Origin of the sequence: Streptomyces sp. P9-A4, from assembly GCF_036634195.1 — a bacterium.
In the GTDB taxonomy this organism is placed as follows: Bacteria; Actinomycetota; Actinomycetes; order Streptomycetales; family Streptomycetaceae; genus Streptomyces.
Genome location: NZ_JAZIFY010000001.1, coordinates 1578948 through 1603083, shown reverse-complemented (window position 1 = coordinate 1603083; position 24136 = coordinate 1578948). Strand labels below are relative to the sequence as shown.

The 24136-nt window shown below is 73.2% G+C and carries 18 protein-coding genes; 6 read left to right on the top strand and 12 right to left on the bottom strand.

The genetic code is table 11. The annotated features are described in order from the left end of the window. Positions 1–10: 10 nt before the first annotated feature. Positions 11–1030, top strand: coding sequence for a 1-aminocyclopropane-1-carboxylate deaminase (locus V4Y03_RS07185; protein ID WP_317878368.1), 1020 nt, complete (start codon positions 11–13; stop codon positions 1028–1030). A gap of 59 nt (positions 1031–1089) precedes the next feature. On the opposite strand, the gene V4Y03_RS07180 is transcribed toward V4Y03_RS07185, so the two are convergent. Continuing rightward, entirely contained in the window at positions 1090–2346 is a 1257-nt protein-coding gene (locus tag V4Y03_RS07180; protein WP_332434380.1) for a TerD family protein, read from the bottom strand. A gap of 110 nt (positions 2347–2456) precedes the next feature. Then, the gene (locus V4Y03_RS07175) at positions 2457–2684 is read right to left on the bottom strand and encodes a hypothetical protein (protein ID WP_317879075.1); all 228 of its coding nucleotides are present in this window, start codon (positions 2682–2684) and stop codon (positions 2457–2459) included. Positions 2685–2841: 157 nt separating this feature from the next. Between V4Y03_RS07175 and V4Y03_RS07170 the strand changes: the two genes are divergently transcribed. Then, positions 2842–3777: an AraC family transcriptional regulator gene (locus tag V4Y03_RS07170; protein ID WP_332434379.1), complete on the top strand. Its 936-nt coding sequence runs from the start codon at positions 2842–2844 to the stop codon at positions 3775–3777. Positions 3778–4019: 242 nt separating this feature from the next. Here V4Y03_RS07170 and V4Y03_RS07165 read toward each other — a convergent pair whose 3' ends face one another. Continuing rightward, positions 4020–4829, bottom strand: a complete 810-nt coding sequence (locus tag V4Y03_RS07165) for an NAD-dependent epimerase/dehydratase family protein (RefSeq protein WP_332434378.1) — start codon at positions 4827–4829, stop codon at positions 4020–4022. Between the two features lie 213 nt (positions 4830–5042). Here V4Y03_RS07165 and V4Y03_RS07160 point away from each other — a divergent pair, with 213 nt between their 5' ends. Both V4Y03_RS07160 and V4Y03_RS07155 read left to right on the top strand, forming a co-directional pair. Beyond that, complete coding sequence (locus tag V4Y03_RS07160) at positions 5043–5975, top strand: 5-dehydro-4-deoxyglucarate dehydratase (RefSeq protein ID WP_317878714.1); 933 nt, start codon at positions 5043–5045, stop codon at positions 5973–5975. Beyond that, a complete protein-coding gene (locus V4Y03_RS07155) occupies positions 5972–7117 on the top strand; it encodes a hypothetical protein (protein ID WP_332434377.1) in 1146 nt (381 codons plus the stop codon). Before V4Y03_RS07160 ends, V4Y03_RS07155 begins: the two co-directional genes overlap by 4 nt. A gap of 93 nt (positions 7118–7210) precedes the next feature. Here the strand turns inward: V4Y03_RS07155 and V4Y03_RS07150 are convergent, their stop codons facing one another. Both V4Y03_RS07150 and V4Y03_RS07145 read right to left on the bottom strand, forming a co-directional pair. Continuing rightward, the gene (locus V4Y03_RS07150) at positions 7211–7939 is read right to left on the bottom strand and encodes a response regulator transcription factor (protein WP_332434376.1); all 729 of its coding nucleotides are present in this window, start codon (positions 7937–7939) and stop codon (positions 7211–7213) included. 3 nt (positions 7940–7942) lie between these two features. After that, positions 7943–9178, bottom strand: coding sequence for a sensor histidine kinase (locus V4Y03_RS07145; RefSeq protein WP_332434375.1), 1236 nt, complete (start codon positions 9176–9178; stop codon positions 7943–7945). Between the two features lie 264 nt (positions 9179–9442). Here V4Y03_RS07145 and V4Y03_RS07140 point away from each other — a divergent pair, with 264 nt between their 5' ends. Together V4Y03_RS07140 and V4Y03_RS07135 are read left to right on the top strand one after the other, a co-directional pair. Further along, positions 9443–11680 carry an MMPL family transporter gene (locus V4Y03_RS07140; RefSeq protein ID WP_332434374.1) on the top strand — a complete coding sequence of 746 codons (2238 nt, stop codon included), beginning with the start codon at positions 9443–9445 and terminating at the stop codon, positions 11678–11680. Positions 11681–11785: 105 nt separating this feature from the next. Then, on the top strand, positions 11786–13147 hold the full coding sequence (locus tag V4Y03_RS07135; protein ID WP_332434373.1) for an erythromycin esterase family protein: 1362 nt from the start codon (positions 11786–11788) through the stop codon (positions 13145–13147). A gap of 72 nt (positions 13148–13219) precedes the next feature. Here the strand turns inward: V4Y03_RS07135 and V4Y03_RS07130 are convergent, their stop codons facing one another. The 7 genes from V4Y03_RS07130 to V4Y03_RS07100 form a co-directional block, all read right to left on the bottom strand. Next, positions 13220–13945 carry a GntR family transcriptional regulator gene (locus V4Y03_RS07130; RefSeq protein ID WP_332434372.1) on the bottom strand — a complete coding sequence of 242 codons (726 nt, stop codon included), beginning with the start codon at positions 13943–13945 and terminating at the stop codon, positions 13220–13222. Positions 13946–14306: 361 nt separating this feature from the next. Beyond that, positions 14307–15509, bottom strand: coding sequence for an amidohydrolase (locus V4Y03_RS07125; protein ID WP_332434371.1), 1203 nt, complete (start codon positions 15507–15509; stop codon positions 14307–14309). Positions 15510–15649: 140 nt separating this feature from the next. Further along, entirely contained in the window at positions 15650–18547 is a 2898-nt protein-coding gene (locus V4Y03_RS07120) for a SpoIIE family protein phosphatase (RefSeq protein WP_332434370.1), read from the bottom strand. After that, entirely contained in the window at positions 18544–20610 is a 2067-nt protein-coding gene (locus V4Y03_RS07115) for a SpoIIE family protein phosphatase (protein WP_317876309.1), read from the bottom strand. The genes V4Y03_RS07120 and V4Y03_RS07115 overlap by 4 nt, the downstream gene beginning before the upstream one ends. Beyond that, positions 20607–21842, bottom strand: coding sequence for an MFS transporter (locus tag V4Y03_RS07110; RefSeq protein ID WP_332434369.1), 1236 nt, complete (start codon positions 21840–21842; stop codon positions 20607–20609). Before V4Y03_RS07110 ends, V4Y03_RS07115 begins: the two co-directional genes overlap by 4 nt. A 196-nt stretch (positions 21843–22038) precedes the next feature. Beyond that, a complete protein-coding gene (locus V4Y03_RS07105; protein WP_317876311.1) occupies positions 22039–22464 on the bottom strand; it encodes a hypothetical protein in 426 nt (141 codons plus the stop codon). A 168-nt stretch (positions 22465–22632) separates the two neighbouring features. Beyond that, entirely contained in the window at positions 22633–24081 is a 1449-nt protein-coding gene (locus tag V4Y03_RS07100; RefSeq protein WP_332434368.1) for a peptidoglycan D,D-transpeptidase FtsI family protein, read from the bottom strand. Between the last annotated feature and the right edge of the window lie 55 nt (positions 24082–24136).

The following is a 24136-nucleotide window of genomic DNA, read 5'->3' as shown; positions in this document are numbered from 1 at the left end:
GGGAGCCGCTTTGCCGATCACCGATTTCGAACGCTACCCGCTCCTCTTCGGGCCCTCGCCCGTCCACCCCCTCGAACGGCTCACCCACCACCTCGGCGGCGCCACCCTGTGGGCCAAGCGCGAGGACTGCAACTCCGGTGTCGCGTACGGCGGGAACAAGACCCGCAAGCTGGAGTACCTGGTGGCGGACGCCCTCGCGCAGGGCTGCGACACCCTCGTCTCGATCGGCGGGGTCCAGTCCAACCACACCCGTCAGGTCGCCGCCGTCGCCGCCCGCGCCGGACTCAAGTGCGTCCTGGTCCAGGAGAGCTGGGTGGACTGGCCGGACTCCGTCTACGACAAGGTCGGCAACATCCTGATCAGCCGCCTCGCGGGCGCCGATGTACGGCTGGTGAAGGCCGGCTTCGGCATCGGCTTCAAGGAGAGCTGGGAGCAGGCGCTGCGGGAGGTCGAGGAGGGCGGCGGCAAGCCGTACGCGATCCCGGCCGGCGCCTCCGACCACCGGCTCGGCGGTCTCGGCTTCGCGAACTGGGCGTACGAGGTGGCGGAGCAGGAGCGCGAGCTCGGTGTCCTCTTCGACACGATCGTCGTCTGCTCGGTGACCGGCTCCACCCAGGCCGGTATGGTCGCGGGCTTCGCCGCGCTGGCCGAGGAGGGCGGGCCGGCCCGCCGGATCCTCGGCATCGACGCCTCCGCGAAGCCCGGCCCGACGCACGAGCAGATCACCCGGATCGCCCGGGACACCGCCGCCCTGATCGGGGTGGAGCGCCCGGTGACGGCGGCCGACGTCGAGCTGGACGAGCGCTACCACGCCGGGGTGTACGGCCTCCCGGACGAGACGACCCTCGACGCGATGCGGCTGGCCGCCCGCACCGAGGGCATGGTCACCGACCCGGTGTACGAGGGGAAGTCGATGGCGGGTCTGGTCGACCTGGTGGACCGGGGAGAGATCGGCCGGGACTCGACCGTGCTCTACGCCCACCTCGGCGGCCAGCCCGCCCTCAACGCCTACAGCGCCCTGTTCTCGTAGGGCCGCGGGAGCCGGTCGCTCAGAGTGCCTGGGCGGCCGGCTCCACCGTGTCCGGTCGCTCAGAGTGCCTGGGCGGCCGGCTTCACCATGCCCCGGACGGTCCGGGACTTCACGAACTCGCCCATCGCCGTCATCTCCCACTCGCCGGAGAACTGCTTGATCAGCTTGGCCATCATCACGCCGGTCTGCGGCTCGGCGGTGGTCAGGTCGAAGCGGACCAGCTCCTCGCCCGTCGCCGCGTCGATCAGCCGGCAGTAGGCCTTGGCGACCTCGGTGAACTTCTGGCCGGAGAAGGAGTTGACCGTGAAGACCAGACCGGTGGTGTCGGCCGGCAGCCGGCCGAGGTCGACGACGATCACCTCGTCGTCGCCCGCGCCCTCGCCGGTGAGGTTGTCGCCGGAGTGCTTCACCGAGCCGTTGAGGATGGACAGCTTGCCGAAGTAGCAGCTGTCCTGGTGGTTGCGCTGCGGGCCGTACGCGATGACGGAGGCGTCCAGGTCGATGTCCTTGCCCCGGTACGCGGGCTCCCAGCCGAGGCCCATCTTGACCTGGGAGAGCAGCGGACGGCCGCCTTTGACCAGGGACACCGTCTGGTTCTTCTGGAGGCTGACGCGGCCCTTGTCGAGGTTGATCTTGCCGGTGGAGACCGGGGCGGGGGCGGCGGCCGGGGGAGCGGGCGGCGGCGTGGCGGCGACGATCCGGGGATCGACGGGCGGCACCGGAGGGGCGAGCGGCGGGGCCGGGGGCGCGACCGGGGCGGGCGGGGCGACGGGCGCGGCCGGGGCGACGGGCGCGGCCGGGGTGGCGGCGGGCTCCTCGTCCACCGAGACGCCGAAGTCCGTGGCGATGCCGGCCAGCCCGTTCGCATAGCCCTGGCCGACGGCGCGGGCCTTCCACGCGCCGTTGCGCAGATAGATCTCGACGACGACGAGCGCGGTCTCGGTGGAGAGCTGCGGCGGGGTGAAGGTGGCGAGGACGGTGCCGTCGTCGGCGTTGCGCACGGTGGCCGTGGGCTCGATGCCCTGGAAGGTCTGGCCCGCGGCGTCCGGGCTCGCGGTGACGACGATCCTCTCGACGCCGGCCGGGACGGCGCCGGTGTCGACCAGGATCGCGTCGGGGGCGGCGCCGCCGCCGGAGCGGTAGGTGACGCCGGGGCCGGACGGCTGGTTGTAGAAGATGAAGTCGTCGTCCGAGCGCACCTTGCCGTTGGCGCCGAGCAGCAGGCCCGAGACGTCGAGCCGCACCGGGGCGGCGACGTCCACCGCCACGCGTGCGACGGTGAGAGGGATGTTCGAGCCGGGGGTCATAGCGGTCATGCCTGGGGTAACGAGCCGGGCGCCTTTGCCGTTCCCTTACCCTCCTCCGGTTCGGCCACCTTGATTACCGGCCATCCTCGAACGGCTGTCGGCGGCCGGGATGGCCTCGGTCACCGGCCGCCCTGGTTGCGCGGGTGGTTCCTCGCCTGCCGCTCGTTGCCGAAGCGGTACGAGCCCGTCCAGCGGGCCATGATCAGCTGGGCGTCCCCCGACTCGACCTCCGCGAGGAACTTCTCGGCGCGTCCGCCGCGCAGCACGCCGGCGGGCCGCCCCAGGTGGGTGAGGGCGACGGAGCCGTCCCGGCGCCGCTCGTACGTGAATCCATGAGGTCGTGGCATGCCGGGCATCCTGCCGTTCCCGGTCAGATCCGTCATATGAATATTCTTTCGACCCATGGGTGCAGTGGGGGTGGAGGGGCCGGTGGTACCGGTGGGGGCAGGGGGCGGTGTGGGCGCGGTGGACCCGGTAGGTGGGAGCTGTTTCCGGACACGGGACGTGGACGAGGCGCGCGGCGAGCTGGACGCCCGCTACTACGCGAACCGCATGGACGTCGTCGACCGCGAGCGGCGCCCCTTCGTGGCCCGCTTCGACACCGTCGCGCTCGGTCCGCTGGTGATCGGCGACCTGAGCTGCGGGGCCGATGTGCGGATGAGCTTCGGGGAGCTGGGCGCGTACCACCTGAACGCGCCGTTCAGCGGCACGATGGAGATGCGCCAGGGCGGCTCCCCGCTCGTCGCGACGCCCGGCGAGGCCGTGCTGCTCGACCCGGCCGGTGACACCTTCCTCGACTGCTGGAGCGGGGACTGCCGGACCCTCGCGGTGAAGATCGGGGCGGCCGCCCTGCGCGACCGGCTGGAGCGGCTGATCGGCCGGCCGCCCCGGGGCCCGCTGATCCTGGGCCCCGTCCTGGACATCACGCGCGGGCCCGGTCTCAGCTGGGTGCGCTTCGCCCGCCAGGTCGCGGCCGAGGCGCTCGCGGGGAACGGCCTCGCCCGGCACGAGCTGGTGGCCGCGCCCCTCCAGGAGGCGCTGCTCAACGGGCTGCTGCTGGCCGCCGAGCACCCCTGGCGCGAGGCGCTGGCCCACCCGGGGGAGCCGCGGCGCCCGGCCCCGGTCAAACGCGTGATGGACGCGGTGCGGGAGCGCCCCGAGCACCCGTTCACGACCACCGAACTCGCCGTCCTGGCCCGGGTGAGCGTGCGCCGCCTCCAGGAGTCGTTCCGGGAGTACGTGGGGATGTCCCCGATGGCGTACGTCCGCGAGGTCCGCCTCGACCGGGTCCGCGAGGAGCTGCGGGCGGCGGCGCCGGACGGGGTGAGCGTGAGCGAGGTCGCCTGGCGCTGGGGCTTCGCCCACCAGGGGCGCTTCGCTGCCCGCTACCGGGAGAAGTTCGGCGAGTCGCCGTCCTGCACCCTGCGCGCGTCCCGCTGAGCGGAGCCGAAGCCGGGGGCACGCACGGCGGGTGTGCTTCTTTGAGCCAACCCACCGCGCATTCCGGACAGGTGTCGCGTTCCGCGGCTCGCGATGATCTTCGTCCGGGCCTACGGTGAGCAGGTCCGGTGCGCCAGCCGCACCCGCGACCCGGGCCCCGGCCGGCTCCCCCGTATCAGTCCGGCCGGGTCCTGTGTACTTCCGCACCGTCGGGTGCGGTCACCGCGGTGGTCCGCCGCGGATCAGTGCGGCCACTGAGGCGGCGTCACGCAGAAGTGGCCGCCCAGGTAGAGGTCGTCGGCGCTGCCCTCCGGGGGGAAGCCCTTCTCCGCGACGACCTTCTCCGCGTACGGCTCCGAGTCGTCCTGCGGGTCGAAGCCGAGCGCCCGCGCCGTGGAGAGGTCCCACCACGCGCGCGTGTTGGCGGAGGAGCCGTACACCACCGTGTGGGCCACGTCCTCGGCGGTGAGGGTGGCGTGCAGCAGCCGGGCGCAGTCGGCGGGGCTGAGCCACAGCGACAGCATCCGGACCGAGGTGGGCTCCGGGAAGCAGGAGCCGATGCGGACCGAGACGGTCTCGATGCCGTGCAGGTCCCAGTAGAGCTGCGCCAGATCCTCCCCGAAGCACTTGGAGAGGCCGTAGAAGGTGTCGGGGCGGTGCGGGGTGTCGACCGGGACGAGCGGCTCGCCCTCGCGGGGCCGCCGGGTGAAGCCGACGGCGTGGTTGCTGGAGGCGAGGACCACGCGCCGCACGCCCTCCTCGCGCGCGGCCTCGTACAGGTTGTACGTCCCCGCGATGTTGGCGGCCATGATCTTGTCGAAGGTCGACTCCAGGGAGATGCCCGCGAGATGCACGATCGCGTCGACGCCCCGGACCGCCTCGCGCAGCGCCGCGCGGTCCGCGAGGTCGGCCACGATCGCGTCCGTCGCCCCCGGCACGGGGGCGACGTCCAGGAGGCGGAGCTCGTAGCCGTACGGGGGCAGCAGCTCCCGCATCAGCGTGCCGACGCCCCCGGCGGCGCCGGTGAGCAGGACGGTGCGGGGGACGGACATGGGAACGCATCTCCTCCGTTGAGTGGCATTCACAACCGTGGACACGCTAGGGAGCGGTCCGACGGAGCGTCAAGGGTCGGCCGTGCGACGGGTTCTCTCCTTGACCCCTGTTCCGGGCTGATCTAGCGTGCGTGACGGAATCGTTCAAGAATATGGACGACAGTCAGAATTGTGCACAGCGGCTGTGCACGACGGACTTCCCTGGGAGCGCCCGTGACCACTGCCCCGCTCGCCGGCCGGCTCGACGGCCTGCTGTTCTTCCCCGTCACCGCCTTCGCGCCCGACGGCTCCGTCGACCTCGACGTCCTCCGCGCCCATGTACGCGCGGGCGTGGACGCGGGCGCCGCCGCCGTCTTCGCCTGCTGCGGCACCGGAGAGTTCCACGCCCTCACCCCCGAGGAGTTCCGGGACTGCGTCGCCGCCGCCGTCGAGGCGGCCGAGGGCCGCGTCCCCGTCGTCGCCGGCGCCGGATACGGCACCGCGCTCGCGATCCGGTACGCCCGCCTCGCCGAGGAGGCCGGCGCCGACGGACTCCTCGCCATGCCCCCGTACCTCGTCGTCGCCGACCAGGCCGGACTGCTCCGCCACTACACCGAACTCGCCGCCGCCACCTCGCTCGACGTCATCGTCTACCAGCGCGACAACGCGGTCCTCACCCCCGCCACCGCCGTCGCCCTCGCCCGCACCGACGGCGTCATCGGCATCAAGGACGGCCTGGGCGACCTCGGCCTCATGCAGCGGATCGTCAGCGCCGTCCGCGCCGAAGGCCTCGACCTCCTGTACTTCAACGGCCTGCCGACCGCCGAACTCACCGGCGCCGCCTACCGGGGCATCGGTGTCTCCCTCTACTCCTCCGCCGTCTTCTGCTTCGCCCCCGACATCGCCCTCGCCTATCACCGCGCCCTCGCCGCCGGCGACGACACCACCGTGAACCTGCTCGTCGACGTCTTCTACCGGCCCCTGGTCGAACTCCGCGACCGGGGCAGGGGATACGCCGTCTCGCTCGTCAAGGCGGCGGTACGGCGGGGAGGCCTGGAGGTGGGAGAGGTACGGCCGCCACTGAGCGAACCCGCCCCCGAACACGTCGAGGAACTCGCCCTGCTCGTCGAGCGCGCCCGCGCCCTCCTCAAGGAGGCCGGAGCGTGAGGACCGGAGCCTTCGTCTACCCCTGGGACATCGACGGAGACCCCGAGGCCCCCGGACTCCTCGCCGGGCTCGGCCTCGCGCAGGTCACCCTCGCAGCCGCCTACCACTCCACCCGCGCCCTCACCCCCCGCCACCCGGCCCACCGGGTCGTCACCGCCGAACACGCCGCCGTGCTCTACCCGCCGGACCCGGACCGCTGGGCGGGCCGTCGGCTGCGCCCTTACCCGGCGGGGGAGTGGGCCCCCGGCGACGCCTTCGGGCGGGCCGCCGACGCGCTCGCCGGCACGGGCCTCGAAGTGCACAGCTGGGTCGTCCTCGCCCACAACTCCCGCCTCGGCGCCGAGCATCCGGACACCTCCGTCGTCAACGCCTACGGCGACCGCTACCCCTGGGCGCCCTGTGTCGGCCGCCCCGAGGTCCGCGAACTGCTCGTCGGCCTGGCCGCCGAGGCCGCCGTACGGCCCGGCGCGGCCGGCACCGAACTGGAGTCCTGCGGCTGGTACGGCCTCGCCCATCTCCACGCCCACGACAAGACCGGCGGCGTCGCCCTGGGCGAGCGCGAGCAGCTCCTGATGTCGCTCTGCTTCTGCCCCTCCTGCCGGGAGGGGTACGGGGCCGGGGGCGCCGACCCCGAGGAGCTGGCCGCCGCCGTGCGGGCCGCCCTGGCACCCGTATGGGCCGGAACGGGCCCCGCGGGCGGACTCGGCGCCCTGGAGGCCCCGGCCCTGGCCTGGCGCGCCGGGACCGCCCGTACCTTCCAGGAGGCCGCGGTGGCCGCCGTACGGGCCGCCGCCCCGCCCGGCTTCCGGGTCCTGCTGCACGCCGACCCCGACCCGTACCGCTGCGGCGCCGACACCGGCACCGACCCGGCACACGTCCTGGGCCTCGCGGACGGGGTGGTCGCCCGGCCGCCCCGGGTCGCGGACTTCGCGGCCCACGCGGGCCCGGACACCGTCCTCGCCGCGAACCTGTCCGTCGTCACCGGCATGGGCGGTGCCCCCGGCCGGCTGGCCGAGGACGCCGATACGGCCCGCGCGGCGGGCGCGACGGAACTACGGCTCTACCACGCCGGGCTGGCCTCGGAGGGAGACCTGTCGGCGGTCCGCACGGCCCTGCGGAAGCTCGGGCAGGAGGTCGGGTGAGGAGGCGTTCGGCCGGGGAGGCCGTCGGGTCGGCGGCGGCCCGCTCGGCAACGGACGGCCCGGCAGGTCGTCGTCCCGGCCGAACGGCTCGGTTCAGCCCGGGTCAGCGGCCTGCCGGGCCGCCACCAGGCCCGACTCGTAGGCCGCGATCACAGCCTGCGCCCGGTCACGGACGCCGAGTTTGTCGAAGATGCTGGTGATGTAGTTCTTGACGGTGGAGACGCTGATCTCCATGGCGCGTGCGATCTGGTTGTTGTCCAGGCCGGTAGCCACCAGGCGCCAGACCTCCACCTCGCGCGGGGTGAGATCGGGGGTGCTTGGTGCGGCGGCCCGTCGGCGGTTCGGGGCCGCCGCCTGTTCGTTCCTGACATAGGCGGAGATCAGTCGGGTCAGCAGACGGGGCGCGACGGCGGCCTCGCCCCGACGGACGGTGCGGATCGCGGCCACGAGGTCCTCGGGCGAGCTGTCCTTGGGCAGGAAGCCGTACGCGCCGGCGCGCAGGGCGGCGACCACGTACTCGTCCATGTCGAAGGTGCTGAGGGCGAGCACCCGGCACTCGGGAAGGTCGCGAGCCAGTCGCTCGGTGGCGGCCACCCCGTCGAGGACGGGCATCCGGATGTCCATCACGACGACGTCGGGACGGTGCTCCCGGGCGAGCGCAAGGGCCTGCTCGCCGTTCTCGGCCTCGGCAACCACGGTGATGGCCGGAGAGGGGCCGAGGATCAGGGCCAGTCCGCGCCGCACAAGCGGCTGGTCGTCCGCGATCAGTACCCGGATCGTCCGCTCGCCCACGGCCTCGTTCCCGGCTTCTGTCCCGATCACCGGTCAGTCCTCCTCGTCCTGGCCCGTCGGAGCTTCCAGCGGCAGGCTCGCCACGACCCGGAAGCCGGCCTCGGGCAGCGGACCGGCCTCCAGTGCGCCGCCGTGCAGGGCGACCCGTTCGCGCATGCCGACCAGACCGTATCCAGCGCCGTACGTGATGCCGGGGGCCGGAGGAGACTCCGCCGCGTCCGTCACGCCCTGATCGGTGACGGATACCCGGACGCGCTCGGGCAGACAGGTGAGGCGGACCTTCACCGGGACGTGGGGCCCCGCATGCTTACGGGCGTTGGTCAGTGCCTCCTGGACGATCCGGTAGAGAGTGAGACCGACCACCGGGGGCAGTCGTCCGGGCTCGCCGTCCACGGCCAGCTCGGTGGGCTGTCCGGCCTGCCGAGATTCCTTGATCAGCCGGTCGAGGTCGGCCAGGCCGGGCTGCGGGGCCTCCGGGGTCCCGTGCCGGTCGGTCGCCGTGTCCTCGTCGGCCCGCAGGACGTCGAGGAGCTGCCGCATCTCGCGCAGGGCCAGCCGCCCCGACTCCTCCAAGGTGACCAGGGCCTCGCGGGCGACACCCGGGTCGTGGCCGAGGTTGGCGCGGGCGCCGCCCGCCATCAGCTGCATGGTGGTGATGCGGTGGGCGACGATGTCGTGCAGCTCCCTGGCGATGCGGCGCCGTTCCTCGGCCACCGCCCGGTCGGCGAGGAGCCGGCGGTTGGCCTCCGTCTCCTGCTGCCAGCGGTTGACCGCGAGGCCGGTGGCGGCGATGAGGCAGGCGGAGAGGCAGGCACTGGTCACGTTCAGGTATCCGCGCGGGGCGGCGAGATCCGGAGTGAGCAGGGTGACGCCGATCGCCCCGGTCGTCAGGGCGGCCGTCGCCCACGGACGGCCGGTCCGGGCGGCCGAGTAGAGGGCGACCGCGAGGGTGGCGCCGAAGTGATGGCTGAGGGATGTCGTCAGATTCAGCAGCGCGACGAGCACCAGGCTGACGGTCATGACGGTGAGCGGAAAACGGCGCCTCATGAGCAGCGGCAGCGCGGAGACGGTCACCAGCAGGATGCCGGCGGCTGACACGGGGACGCCATTGACCTGCGAAAACGCGGTATATCCGATGAGGTCCACGACGGCCGCGCCGACGGCCGGCAGGGCGTCGTTGCGGGTCCACGGGAACGTGTCGGCGTCCGGCGGGAAGAGGCGCCCGCGCAGTTCCCGGCGCGCGGGCGGAGCGCTGCGACGCGTCGCCATGTCGGCCTCCTTCCTCGCTGTTCTCCGCTGTGGTGCCGGACGTCCCGCCCGGCACCGGTAGCCGGCTCCTGCCATTGTCCCCGCCCGCCGCGGCCCCGGCTCCGCCTCAGGGCCGAGATCGGACCAGGACCAGGGTCCCGGTCGGGTGGACGGACAGGTCCAGGGCCCCGTACGGCTTCTCGTCCCGCACTCCGACGATCTGTGTGAATTCCGGTGATGTGCTGTAAGGGCACTGTCCGAGATCGCCTACGAACGGAAGTTCCCGTGATTCGCGCCCTGACCGGATTCTCCACGAGGAATCCATGGAAAGTCATCACCTTCTGGGTGCTGCTGGGAATGGGGCTGGGCGTGGTGGGTCAGGCGCTGATGTACCGGGTCACCGAGAGTCAGCTCGGTGACTTCCTGCCGGACACGTACGACTCGGCGGTGGCGCTGAAGGTCGCCGAGGACAAGTTCGGGATCAAGCCGGACGCCAATACGGTGACCATGCTGGTGAAACGGGCCGACGGAAAGCCGCTCGGCGCGGCTGACCAGCAACGTGCGGAGGCAGTTGCGGCAGCTCTCGGCAAACGGCGGGTGACCATGCCGAAGTCCGAGGACGCCCCTGATTTCCTGGCGAAGGACCATTCCCAGACGCCGAAGGTGGCGCCCGGCACTGTGGCGCCCCACCGCACTTTCATTCTCTTTTCCGTCAGTCTTTCCGGTAATTCGACCGACCCCGGCCTGCAGAATCTATTCAAAGAGTTCCGCAATACCGCTTCCGGTATGTACGAGCAGGGCGGACTGCGCACCGGATTCACCGGTGGTCTGGCCGACCTCGCCGACACCCACGATGCGGAGAAGACCACGAGCACAGTGGCCGGGGCACTCACCATCGGTCTGATCGTGCTGCTGAACGTGCTGGTGTTCCGCAGCGCCCTGGCGGCTCTCCTGCCGCTGCTGGCGGTCAGCCTCGTCGGCGGGGCCGCCGTGGGTGCGGTGGCCGGCGCGGCGCTGCTCACCGGGATCAAACTGGACCCGAGCACGCCGCAGCTGATCAGCGTGGTGCTGCTGGGCATCGGGATCGACTACTTCCTTTTCTTCCTGTTCCGCTTCCGTGAGCGGTTGCGCGCACAGCCCGAGCGTGGCGCCCGCGAGATCGCGGGTGAGGTGACGGGGCGGGTGGGCTCCGCGATCACCTCGGCGGCACTCACCATCGTCGCCGCCTTCGCCACCCTCGGTCTCGCCGCCTTCGGGCAGTTCCGGGTGCTCGGCCCGGCCGTCGCGGTCTCCGTCATGGTGATGCTGCTGGCCGGTCTGACCCTCATGCCCGCCCTGCTGGCGGTCGCCGGCCGCAGGATGTTCTGGCCCTCCCGCACCCTGAAGCACGCGCCGCGCGAGGGTTCGGCCGGACGCTTCGGCGACACCGTCGCGCGGCGACCGCTCGCCGTCACGGTCGGCGCGATCGTACTGCTCGGTGCGCTGGCCGCCGGGATGGCCGGCATGAAGATGGACTACAGCAACGGCAGCGGCGGCTCGGGCACATCGGCCGCGGCCACCGCCGCGGAGATCTCCCGCGCCCTGCCCGCAGGGGTTTCCGACCCCACCGAGGTCTACGTCACCAGCGGCGACGGCGGTGCCCTCGACCGGCACGGCGTCGACACCCTGGTCAGGGCGCTCGGCCGCACACAGGGCGTGGGCCAGGTGACTCCGGTCGAATACGACAAGGCGGGCGATGCCGCCCGGATCGGCCTCCACCTGACCGTCGACCCTCAGAGCCAGAAGGCACGCGACCTGGTGTCCGGTCCGGTGCGGGCAACCGTCGCAGCGCACATGCCCACGGGCGCCGAGGCGCACGTCGGCGGCACGGCGGCGATCTTCGCTGACATCTCCACCGCTGTCTCCGAGGACCTGAAGCTGGTCCTTCCCGTGGCCGCCGCGCTCATCGCGCTGATCCTGCTCGTCCTGCTGCGCAGCGTCCTGGCGCCGGTGGTACTCATGGTCTCCGTCGGGCTCGGCTTCGCCGCCACGCTCGGCGCCTCCGCCCTGGTGTTCCAGCACGCGCGCGGCGAAGCGGGCGTCGCCTTCACCCTGCCGCTGGTGCTCTTCCTGTTCGTCGTCGCCCTGGGCACGGACTACAACATCCTGATGAGCGACCGCATCAGGGAGGAGATGGAGCGCCCGGGACCGGCCCGCGCGGCGGTGGCCCGCGCCGTACGGCACACGGCGCCGGCCGTGGCCACCGCCGGACTGGTGCTGGCCGGTTCCTTCGGCGGCCTCGCGGTGAACCCCGCTCCGTCCACCCAGCAGATCGGCTTCGCGACCGCCCTCGGCATCCTGCTGTCGGCGTTCGTTCTGTCCGTCGCGCTGGTCCCGGCGCTCGCCGCGCTGCTCGGCCGCTCGCTGTGGTGGCCCGTCCCGCCGCGCCGCACCGCGAGGCGGCCCCTGTCGTACGAGCCCGGACGGCGGGCCGACGAGACGGGTTCCGCCGCGGTCGCGTACGACCGCGTCGGCACGAACTGACCGCCGCCTTCGCGCTCCCGCGCGAGCGAGCAGCGCGAACGTGACCGACCCCGGTCCTTCATTTCCCAAGAACCCAGACGCAAGTCGATCGAAAGGCACGACCAGATGGCTACGCACAAGAAGCGGATCAACCGCCCGCGGCTCCTCGCGGCGGTGGCGATCGTGGCGGGGGCGGTCCTTGCTCCCGTGGCGGTCAAGGCGGCCACCGCCGACGAGGTCCCCGCGGTCAGCGGGAAGCAGGGCCCCGTACACCTACTGGAGCGGGCCGCTCATCCGCTGCGTGCGACCGAGCCCGGCGGAGACACGGCCGACCTGCGAGCCCTGTCGGCGATGATCGGTGACGCCGAGGTGGTCGGCCTCGGCGAGGCCACCCACGGCTCCCACGAGTTCTTCACGATGAAGGAGCGGGTCTTCCGCCACCTCGTCGAGAAGAAGGGCTTCACCACCTTCGCCCTGGAGCTGAGCTGGTCCGCGGGACTCCAGATCGACGACTACCTCCAGACCGGCAAGGGCGATGCCCGCGAGATCGCCGCACAAACTCTGGCCAACTCTCCTTGGGAACGCGAAGAGTTCGTGAGTCTCATCGAGTGGATGCGCGACTACAACCGCAGCCACCCCGACCGTCCCGTGCACTTCATGGGCGACGACATCGGCGCTCCCTCGCTGAACGACGCGTTCTTCGAACGGGTCACCGGCTATGTGGAGAAGAACCGCCCCGAGGCGCTGCCGCGGCTCAACGAGCTCTACGCCGGTCTGCGGCCCATCGACGACGCCTTCGCCTACCTGGCCAAGCCGCTGGCGGAGCGACAGCAGCTCGCCGTCAAGGCGCAGCAGGCGCTGGAACTGGTCAGTAGTCACCGGGGCTCCGGTGGAGACGCCTTCGACTGGGCCGAGCAGAACGCCCGCTCAGTCGCCCAGACCGCCAAGTTCTTCACCTTGAACCCCGGCGACCGGGAGTCCCTGAACAGCCTTCAACGCTTCCGCGACGAGGTGATGGCCCAGAACGTCACGTGGTGGCAGAAGCACACCGGCGACAAGGTCCTGGTGTCGGCGCACAACAACCACGTCGGCTACGTCTCCGACAATCCCGAGCTGTACTCCAAGACGCAGGGCTCGTTCCTGCGCGACCTCATGGGCAAGAACTACCTGCCTGTGGGCTTCACCTTCAACCAGGGTTCGTTCCTGTCGAAGGACGCCGCCCTCGGCGGCGACTGGAAGAAGTTCACCGTGGGCACCCCCGAGCCCGGCAGGAATGAGCACACCCTCGACCAGGTCGGCTACCGGGACTTCTACCTCGATGTCCGCAAGGCGCCGGCCGCCGCGCGCGCCTGGCTGAACGTCGCCCGGCCCACGCTCAACATCGGCACGCAGTTCCCCGAGAAGCCCCGCGACATCGCGATCGCCAAGTCCTTCGACATTCTCATCCACCTCCACGAAATCCGGGAGGCCGAAAAGCTGAAGCCGTGACGACCGCGTCGCGCCGGGCCTGAACGAGCCGCGAGAGAAGGCTGGCCGACCGGAAGAACGCTGGTCGACCACTCACCGCCCGCCGGGCGGGTGCCCGTCCTCGTCCGGCGCGTCCCTCAGGGCCGCCAGCAGGCGGGCGGCCGAGGCACGGGTGTCGGCGACATGGGCGCGGGCCAGTGTCTCCGCGGTGTCCTCGTCGCCGTCGCGGACGGCCTCGTAGAGCCGCTCGTGGGCCCCGCACATCGGCTCGCCGTCCGACTGCGCCGAGGTGAGCCGGAAGAGGCGGCGCAGCCGGGAGTCGAGCGGGGCCATCAGGTCCGCCAGGAGCGGGTTGCCGGAGAGCTCGACGATCCGGCGGTGGAAGTCGGCGTTGAGGGAGACGGCCTCGCGGAGCCGCCCGGACTCCGCCGCCTTCCTGGCCCGCGCCAGCAGCCGCTCCAGGTCCCGCAGCCGGGCGGGGTCCGCGTGCCGGGCGGCCAGCCGGGCGGCCAGGCCCTCCAGGTTCTCCCGTACGTCGAAGAGGTACTCGGCGTCCTCCGGGCCGAAGTCCGCCACCACCGAACCCCGGCGCGGCTGCACCGACAGGAAGCCCTCCGACTCCAGGCGCTGCATCGCCTCGCGCACCGGCACCCGCGAGACCCGCAGCTCGTCGGCGATCTCCCGCTCCACGAGCCGCATGCCGGCCGGGTACTCCGCCTCGATGATCCGCTCGCGCAGCTCCATGTAGACCCGCTCCCGCAGGGACACATGGGTGTCCCCGGTGGCGGTGCCGCGGACGGCGGGGCGCTGGACGGTCACGGGGGCGGCTCCAGTCGGGGCGGGAGAGACAACGGAGGTGGATGAGGTGAGGGAGGCGGTCGGGCGGAGCGGGCTCGTGCTCTTCCGATCTTCGCAGACCCTTTCGCGCGGAAGTTGCCGGGCCGGGCGAGGGCGCGGCCGGCGGAATCCGGTCCCGGGGAAGCCTCCACCCCGCCCGGAGCCCTCCACCTCGGCGGCGCGCTCCTGCTGCCCGCCCTCGTCGACGGCCACGTCCACCTCGACAAGACCTTCCTCGGAGCCCCCTGGCCCCCGCACCGCGCGACAGCCACCCTGCGCGAGCAGATCGACGCGGAGCGCGCCTCCGGGGGTGGGCCCCGGCTCCACCCCCGTACGGCGTCCCTCAGACCAGGCGGCCGTCCCGGGCCACCACCCGGCCGGCGCGGACCACCAGGTCGCGGCGCGGCAGGTCCACCACCGCCTGCGGCAGGCACTCGCCGTCGACCAGCATGAAGTCGGCAGGGGAACCCGGGCGGAGGTCCGCCTTCGGGAGGCCGAGCAGGTCCGCGCCCCCGTCGGCCGCCAGCCGGAAGCAGGCCTCCAGCTCCTCGTCGAGCCGCAGGCCCAGGGCCCAGGCGGCCAGCCAGGCGCGGTGCAGCATGTCCGCGTTGCCGAACGGGCTCCAGTTGTCCCGTACGCCGTCCGAGCCGAGCCCGACCCTGACCCCGCGTTCGGCGAGCCGCCGGAACGGCAGGATCGTCGTCACCGACAGGGCCACCGTCGTCAGCGCGATCCCCGCGTCCGCGAGCAGGTCCGCCGTCTCGTCCAGCTCCGCGCCCGAGAGACCGGCGACCGCGAAGGCGTGCGCCACGCTCACCCGGCCCTGGAGACCGAGCGCCCGGGTGCGGGCCGCGATGTCCCGCAGTGGCGCGAGGCCCTGCTCGCCCCGGTCGTGGAGGTGGATGTCGAGCCCCAGACCGTGCTTCTCCGCGAGCGCGAAGACCGTGCCCAGCTGGTCGCCCTCGTGGCCGCCGTCCGCGTCGAAGCCGGCCGGGTCGATGCCGCCGATGTGGGTGACGAGCCCGCTCCCGGCGGCCTCCGCCAGAAGCCCGGCCACCCCGGGCGTCCGGACCACCCCGTGCTGCGGGAAGGCCACCAGCTCCACGTCGACGATCCCGGCGAGCTTCCGGGCCGCCTCCGCGACCCCCTCGATCCCGGCGAGCCCGTAGGCCGGGGCGACGTCCGCGTGGGCGCGCATCGCCCGGGTGCCCTGCGCCGCCGCGTGCGACATCAGCCGCAGCGCCCGCTCGCCCACCGGGGCCGGCAGGGCGCGGGAGAGCTCCACGTCACCGGCGACGTACTCGGCGATGCCGTGCGCGGGGCGACGGCTGTGCCAGGGCTCGTCCCAGGAGGTCTTGTCCGGGTGGATGTGCGCGTCGACCAGGGTCGGCAGCGCCAGCCGGCCGCCGCCGTCGACCCGCTCGACGACGGCGTCCGACGGCGCCTCCGCCACCAGGAGTCCGTCCACGGCGACCAGATCGCGGGCCGGCCCGCCGAAGGGCCGTACGTCGTGGAAGAGGGTGGCGGTGCGAGGCGGCGGGGTCACGGGGTCTCCTCGGGGGCGCGGGCGGGTTCAGATGACGCACCGTTTGGTATACCACGAGCCCGCGGCCGGGATGCGCGCCCGGGCGTCACCGGGCCAGGTCCTCCAGCGGGCCCAGCCTTCACCGCACCAGCTCCCAGCCTTCACCAGGCCAGGTCCTCCAGCGCGTCCAGGTCCGGCACCGCCATCGCCACCGGCTCGGGGCCGTCCGAGCTCACCCGCAGCTCCGCCCAGATCGTCTTGCCGCGCCGCGCGTACCGCGTGCCCCAGCGCTCCGCGTACTGCGCCACCAGATACAGCCCGCGCCCGCCCTCGTCCGTCGTCGCCGCGTGCCGCAGGTGCGGCGAGGTGCTGCTGCCGTCCGACACCTCGCAGATCAGCGTCCGGTCGTGCAGCAGCCGGACCCGTACCGGATCGGCCCCGTACCGCACCGCGTTGGTGATCAGCTCGCTGAGGATCAGCTCCGCCGTGAACGCCAGCCCGTCGAGCCCCCACTCCGACAGCTTCGCCGCCGCCGCGTTCCGTACCGGCGACACCGCGGCCGGATCGCGCGCCACCTCCCACTCCGCGATCCGCTCCCGGTCGAGCAGCCGGGTCTGCGCCACCAGGAGCGCGATGTCGTCGCGCGGCGACGGCGAAAGCAGCGTCGCGAGCACGTCCGCGCAGGTCTGCTCCGGAGTCCGGCCCGGCTGGGCGAGCGTGGAACCCAGCAGGTCGAGCCCCGTGCCCAGGTCCCGGCCCCGGTCCTCCAGGAGCCCGTCCGTGAACAGCACCAGCTTGCTGCCCTCCGGCAGCCGCAGCTCCGCCGTCTCGAACGGCGCGTCGCCCAGCCCCAGCCCGAGCGGCATCCCCGGCGGCAGGTCCGGGAACTCGACCCGCCCGTCCGGGCCCACCAGGGCCGGACCGGGATGCCCGGCGCTCGCCACCGTGCACAGCCCGGACACCGGGTCGTAGATCGCGTACAGACAGGTCGCGCCCGTGATGCCCTCGTCCCGCCGCCGCGCCTCGCCGTCCGGCCCCTCCGACTCCCGGTCGTCGATCCGGCCCGTCAGCTCGTCCAGGTGCCCGAGCAACTCGTCCGGCGGCACATCCAGCGTCGAGAAGTTGTGCACCGCCGTCCGCAGCCGCCCCATGGTGGCCGCCGCGTGCAGCCCGTGCCCCACCACGTCGCCGACGACCAGCGCCACCCGCGCCCCCGGCAGCGGGATCACATCGAACCAGTCGCCGCCCACGCCCGCCTTCGCCGGGAGATAGCGGTACGCCACCTCCACCGCGCTCTGGTCGGGCAGCACCCGGGGCAGCAGGCTCCGCTGGAGCGTCACCGCCATCGCGTGCTCGCGGGTGAACCGGCGCGCGTTGTCGATGGCGACCGCCGCCCGCGCCGCCAGCTCCTCCGCGAACGACAGGTCCTCCTCCCCGAACGGCTCCGGGGTGTCCGCGCGCCAGAAGTTGGCCATCCCCAGGACCACCCCACGGGCCAGCAGCGGCACCGTGAGCAGCGAGTGCATCCCGTACGCCAGCGCCTGCGCCGCCCCCTCGGGGTCCTGCGCCCGCCAGCCCTCCGCCGCCGCCAGCTCCGCCTGCACCACCGCGTGCCCCGCCCCCAGGGCCGTCGCCATCGGGGTGTCGGACACATCGAACCGCACGGTGTCACCGACCGGCTGGAGCGGCTGGTCGGGCCGCAGCCCGCTCAGCGCCGTCCGCCGCATCTCGGTGGCCGCCGCCGCCGACCCCGGCGGCTCCTCCCCGCGCAGCACCGGCTCAAGCAGCTCCACCGTCGCGAAGTCCGCGAACCTCGGCACCGCGACCTCCGCCAGCTCCTCCGCGGTCCGGACGACCTCCAGCGTCGTCCCGATCCGCACGCCCGCCTCGTACAGCAGCTGGAGCCGGCTACGGGCCACCGCCGCCCGGCCCGTCAGGGCGGCCAGCTCGGTGGTGTCCCGCATCGTCATCACGCTGCCGGACTCGGAACCGTCCGGGACCGTCGGCCGCACGCTCACCGCGAGCAGCCGGTCGCCCGCCCGGTGCACCTCGTCCGTCGCGGACCGCCCCGACAGCAGGAGTTCGACCGTACGGGGATCGAGGCCCAGCTCCGAGATGTGCCGCCGCTCCGCGTCGGCGTCCAGGCCGAGCAGCCGGCGCGCCTCGTCGTTGGCGAGCAGCAGCCGCTGGTCCGCGCCCACGATCAGCACCCCTTCGCGGACCGCGTGCAGCACCGCTTCGTGGTGCTCCTTCATCCGCGTCATCTCGGTGGGGCCGAGGCCGTGCGTCTGTCGCCGCAGCCGTCGGCTCACCAGGCCCGCACCGCCCACGGCCAGCACCAGCGCGGCCGCCGCCGCACCGGCGAGCAGTGGCAGCCTGCTCTCCACCGCGTGCGTGATGCTCTCCACCTTGATGCCGCTGGTGACCAGGCCGAGGGTCCGGCCGTGCTGGTCCACGACCGGCACCACGGCCCGCACGGCGTCGTTGGGAGCGCCCCGGAAGTGCTCGGTGAAGGACTTGCCGTCCACCGTCGCGCGGGTGAAGTCCCCGCTCGCCTTGTGGCCGATCAGCGCCTGCATGGAGTCGGTGTACCGCACGCCGGCCGGGCTCAGTACGGAGATGAAGTCCACCCCCGTCGCCTGGCGGGTGGCCTCCGAGCGCGACTGGAGCACCGCCGTCGGGTTGGGGGAGGACAGGGCCTCGTCGATGCCGGGCGCGTGCGCGAAGGCCTCCGCGACGGCAAGCGAACGCACCCGGGCGTCCCGATCGGCGGCACTCTGGGCCTGGTGGAAGGTCGCGAACACGGCCGCCGCGATCACCAGGAGCGCGATGAGCGCCTCCAGGGCGAACACCTGGCCGGCGACGCTCCGGAGCCCGGTCCTGCGCTCCCCGGAGCGGGAGCCTTTCGCGGAGCCGGAGCCGGAGCCGGAGCCGGAGCCCGCCTGCGTACCCGCACCCGTATCCGCTCCCGCCGTCGGCTGCGAGCCCCGTCCCCGCCCCCCGCCCCGTCCCCGCCCCCCGCCCCGGTCCCGGGCTCCGCCCCGGTCCGCGGCCGTCATCCCGTGCTCCGGGCGATGAGGAGCGCCACGTCGTCCGCCGCGCCCGGCCGCCGCAGCGCCCGGAGCAGGTGGTCGCAGGTCTCCTCAAGAGGGCCGCGCGCCTCGTCGAGGAGGCCCACCAGCAGGGCCATCCGCTCGTCGATCGCGTCGTGGCGGGTCTCGATCAGACCGTCCGTGTAGAGCACGAGCCGGTCCCCGGGAAGAAACGGCACCCGGGTCGTACGGAACGTCCCGCCGCCGACCCCGAGGGGCACTCCCGGCGGCACGTCCACCAGCTCGGCAGGTCCGTGCGCGGGGACCCGTACCGGCGGCAGATGGCCGGCGTTCGCGATCCGGCACCCGCCGCGGACCGGGTCGTACACCGCGAAGAGACAGGTCGCGATGTAGTGCTCCAGGCCCGCGGTGATCCGGTCCAGGTGCGTGAGGACCTGGTCGGGCGGCAGATCGAGGTCCGCGAACGCGCAGGTCGCGGTCCGCAGCCGGCCCATCGTCGCCGCCGCGTCGATGCCGCTGCCCATCACGTCCCCGACGACGAGGGCGGTCTTGCCGTCGGGCAGCGGGATCACGTCGTACCAGTCGCCGCCGACCTCGCTCGACGCCTGCGCCGGCTGGTAGCGGGCCGCGATCTCGAGTCCGGCCCGCTCCGGCGGCGCGCCCGGCAGCAGGCTGCGCTGGAGGGTCACCGCCGAGTTCCGGACGCTCTGGTACCAGCGGGCGTTGTCGATGCTCACGGCCGCGCGGGAGGCCAGCTCGGTGGCGAGCAGGACGTCGTCGCCGTCGAAGGGGAGCGCGTTGCGGTCCCGCTTGAGGTCGAGCGCGCCGAGCACCTCGCCACGCGCGATCAGCGGCACGGCGAGGTAGGAGTGCACGCCCGCGCGTGCGAGGAGTTCCGCCGCCTCGGGGCTGCGGGCGATCCGGGCGAGGTCACCGGGGCCGACGTGCTCGACGAGGACCGGCAGACCGGTGTGCACGCACCGGGTGACGAGCCGGTCCGCCCCGTACATCGCCACCTCCCCGGGCGGGTCCGCCGCCGGCAGCGCGTCCGTGCGGCCCGAGGCCTTCACCGCGAGTGCCCGGAACAGTTCGGGGCCCTCCTCGGGGGCGCCCGGTCGGCGGAGCGTCAAGATGGAGTCGAGGACGTCGACCGCCGCGATGTCCGCGAGCACCGGCACCACCACCGAGGCCAGCTCGTCGGCCGTGCGCTCCACCTCCAGGGTGGTGCCGACCCGGGCCGAGGCGTCCGCGATGAGCGCGAGGCGGCGCCGGGAGCGGCTCGCCTCCGCGTCCGCCCGGTGCCGCTCGGTCACGTCGATCACGGAGGCCGCGACGCCCAGGACCCGGTCCTCGGCGCCCTCCAGCCGGTAGAAGGACAGCGACCAGGCGTGGTCGTGGTCGGGGTCCGCCGGGGTCCGGCCGACGAGGGGATGGTCGAGCAGCGGGGTGCCCGTGGCCAGGACGGTGCGCAGCGCGGCCTCCAGGGCGGGGGCGTCGACCTGCGGCAGCATGTCGCCGATCCGCCGGCCGAGGTGCAGGGGGGCGGGCACGCCGTGGATACGCTCCAGGGCGGGGTTCACCAGGACGTAGCGCAGCTCGGTGTCGAGGACGGCGAGGCCGATCGGGGACTGGGAGACGAGCCGGTCGGAGAGGGCGAGCTCGGTCTCGACCCGTTCGACGGCGGCGCGGTCGGCGGCGATCCCCAGTGCGTACAGGCCGCCCAGGTCGTCGGTGAGCCGCATGTTGCGGAACTCCACCTGCCGGACGGTGCCGTCCTTGTGCCGTACGGGGAAGGTGCCCGCCCAGGCCGTGCCGTCGCGCAGCACCTCGCCGAAGAGGCGCATGGCCTCCTCCCGGTGCTCCGTGCCGACGATCAGCCGGGCCACGTACCGGCCGAGGGCCTCATCGGCGCGGAAGCCGAAGAGGGCCTCGGCCTGCGGGCTCCACAGCACGATCCGGCCCTGGGCGTCGATGACGACGGCGGCGACCCCGAGCATGTCGAGGAGCCCCGTGCCGTCCAGGGGGACACCTGCCCGCCCCGTCGTCCCCGGGAAGGAACCGGCCGTCACACTGCCCTCCTCCCACCGTGACCACGCTTGCTTCCATGCTCCCCGCCCCCCGGGCCCACCGCACCGCGAACCGTCGGCGCCGGGCCCACACCGCCCCGTACCGCCAGGACCGCCGCCCAGGCCAGACCGGCCAGGGTGAGCAGCGGGAGCAGGACACGGACGTCGACCAGGGCGATCAGACCCGCGCCCAGGGCGATGGCCAGCGCGTTCGGTGCGAGGATCAGGGTGTTCGCGGTCGCCGCGACCCGGCCCAGCGCCTCCGGCGGCGCCGCCTTCTGCACCGCCGTCGTCACCGCCACGAGGACCCACGGCAGGCCCAGGCCGATCACCGCGCTCGCCGCCAGGGCCGTCGGCCCGTGCGGCAGTGCCCGTACGCCCACCGCGAGCGCGAACAGCGCGAGGCCGACGGCCGCGAGCGTCCGTTCCGGCATGCGGCGGAGCAGCGGGCCGGTGACCAGGCCCGCGAGGACCGAGCCCGCGCCCTGGACGGCGTAGAGCACTCCGGCGTACGCGGGGGAGTGCCCGAGCCCCCGGTCCACGACGGCGTAGATCGCCGCGCCGTTCACTCCGGCGAGCAGCATGGTGAACCCGCCCGTCGCGACGAGTGGCCGCAGTACGGGCGAGGCCCGGAGCAGCCGTACGCCCTCGCCGGTCTCCCGCCACCAGTTCGGGGACGCGGACCGGGCGGGGCGCGGCTCCTTGACCCGCATCAGCGCGAACACGCCCGCCGCGAGCGCGAAGCCGGCCGCGTCGAGGAGGGCGACGGGCCCGCCCCCGTACCGTGCGAAGAGCCCGGCGGCGACCAGCGGGGCGATCAGCTTCGTCGACTCGTTCGCGGTCATCCGCAGCCCGTTGAAGGCGCCGAGCCGTCCCTCGTCCAGGACGGTGGCGACGAGGGCCTGTTCCGCGGCGTCGTGCACGGCGCCCTGCGCCCCGTACAGCACGAGCATCGCGAAGAGCAGCCACACCCGGTCCGCCGACTCCACCCACAGGAGCAGCGGGAGCAGTGCGGCCATCGCCAGGTCGAGCACGACCAGGAGGGGCCGCCGCCGCACCCGGTCCGCGAGCGTGCCGAGCAGCGGTCCGATGAGGACCGGGGCCCAGAGGGCGAAGGCGGCCAGGGCCGCCAGACTGTCGGACCCCGTCAGGGACTTGACCCAGATCCCGGAGACCAGCCACATCGCCGTCGTCCCGAACCCGGACACGACGACACCTGTCAGATACCAGCGCATGGGCCACAGGCTGGCGTCTGAGGAGGCAGGGGCGGATCGGCCACCTGCCCTAGTGATTCACCTGGTCAGGCCCGCTGCCCCAGGGGGCGGGTAAGCCGTCACCGGGACCGGAGCGCTCTCAAGGGGGGCGGTCATCGGGTCCGGACCGCCGTCACCGGCGCCCGTCGGCCCCGGTCCCTCCCGGCGGCGCCGTCCGTCACGCTGCCAGTGACTTGGCGGCGGTCCGCTTCTCGTACAGCAGCGCCGCCCCCGTCACCACCGCGCCGAGTCCCTCCCACAGGCCCACGCCCAGGAAGCCGGCCGGGGCGCGGCCGGTGACGACCGCGAGGGTGAAGACCGCGCAGGTGAGGAGGCGGAAGGGAACCGTCCAGCGGAAGAAGGGCTTCCAGTCGGCGAGCGCGACGCCCACGTAGTAGACGCCCATGTTCAGCGCGGCCATCGAGGAGGCCGTGAGGAAGACGAGGGTGTGGTCGCCGTCCGCGCGCGCGCCTTCGGGCACCGGCTCGAAGCCCATCACCGTGATCAGCGCGTCCGGGACGACCAGGCCGACGACCCCCAGCGAGGCGGCGAGCACCCCGAAGACCGCGATGGTCCAGCCGGAGAGGGAACGGGGCAGGCGCACGGCGGTCCTCCGCGAGATGAGAGCAGGATCAGTCGCTCGAATGCGTGATCGACACGAGCGTGACCCTGCATATCGTGTGACGGGCCCCGACGGCCAATCGGGGCCCTGCCCGCGTCACTTCGAACGCCGTCGCACCTCGCTTCAGCGCCCCGCCCCGCCCCGCTCACCTCACTTCAGCGCCGCCGCCATCATCTTCTGTGCCACCGGGGCCGCCAGACCGTTGCCGCTCACCTCGGAGCGGGCCGCGCCCGAGTCCTCGATCATCACCGCGACGGCGACCTGCTTCCCGGTCGAGGGGTCCTTCGCGTACGAGGTGAACCAGGCGTACGGCGTCTTGCTGTTGTTCTCGCCGTGCTGCGCCGTACCCGTCTTTCCGCCGACCTCGGCCCCGGCGATCGCCGCGTTGGTGCCCGTGCCCTCCTCCACGACCGTCCGCATCGCGCTGCGCAGCTGCTCCGCCGTCGACGAGGACACGACCCGCTTCCCCTCCCCGTCCGCGAAGCTCGTGAGCGGGTCGCCGTCGGAGTCGACGACCTCCGACACCATGTGCGGGGCGGCGAGGACACCGTCGTTGGCGATCGCCGCCGACACCATCGCCATCTGGAGCGGGGTGGCGGTCACGTCGAACTGGCCGATGCCGGTCAGCGCCGTCTGCGCCTTGTCCATGCCGGAGGGGTACACGCTCGGGTAGGCGCGGACCGGCACGTCCAGCTCGGCGTCGTTGAAGCCGAACTTCTCCGCCGTCGCCTTCACCTTGTCCTGCCCCAGGTCGGCGGCCATCTTCGCGAAGACGTTGTTGCAGGAGTAGCGGAGCGCGGTGCGGATCGTGGCGTTCTCGCAGGGCGCGGACGCGTTCTCGTTCTTCAGCACGGTCCGGGTGCCCGGCAGGGTGTACGGGTCGGGGCTCCGCGTCGACGTGTCCACCGAGCCGTACAGACCGTCCTCAAGGGCCGCCGCCGCGACGACCAGCTTGAAGGTGGAGCCGGGTGGCAGCGGCTGCCGCAGCGCCCGGTTGACCATCGGCTTGTCCTCGTCGGCGAGCAGCGCCTGCCAGGCGGCGCCGTCCGAGCTGCCGGTGATCTTCGACGGGTCGTAGGACGGGGTGGAGGCGAGGGCGAGGATCCGCCCGCTCGCCGGGTCGACGGCGACCGCCGCGCCCTTCTTGTTCCCGAGCGCCCGGTAGGCGGCCTTCTGCACGTCCGGGTCGATCGTGGTGACGACCGTGCCCGGTTGCTGCTGCTTGCGGGTGACGGCGTCGACCGGGTTCTTCAGCCGGTCGTCGGTGCCGTCGAGGACGTCGGAGTAGATGCCCTCCAGCTGGGTCGCGCCGTACGCCTGCGAGCTGTAGCCGGTGACCGCCGCGTACAGCTCGCCGTCCGTGTACGTGCGCCGGTACGCGAGGTCCGTTCCCTCCGTCCTCTCCGAGCCGGTGACCGGCGAGCCGGCCACGACGATGTTCCCGAGCGGCTGCGCGTACTGCGCGATGGTCTTCCGCCGGTTCTTCTGGTCGTCCGCGAGCGCCTTGCCCTGGTACGCCTGCACCCAGGTGGCCCGGCCCAGCAGGGCGAGCACCAGGATCAGCACGAAGACAGAGGTGCGCCTGATCGTCTTGTTCATCGCACCTGTGGGGACGAACGGGCCGGTGGGGGTCGTTCCGGATGTGTCCGGTTTC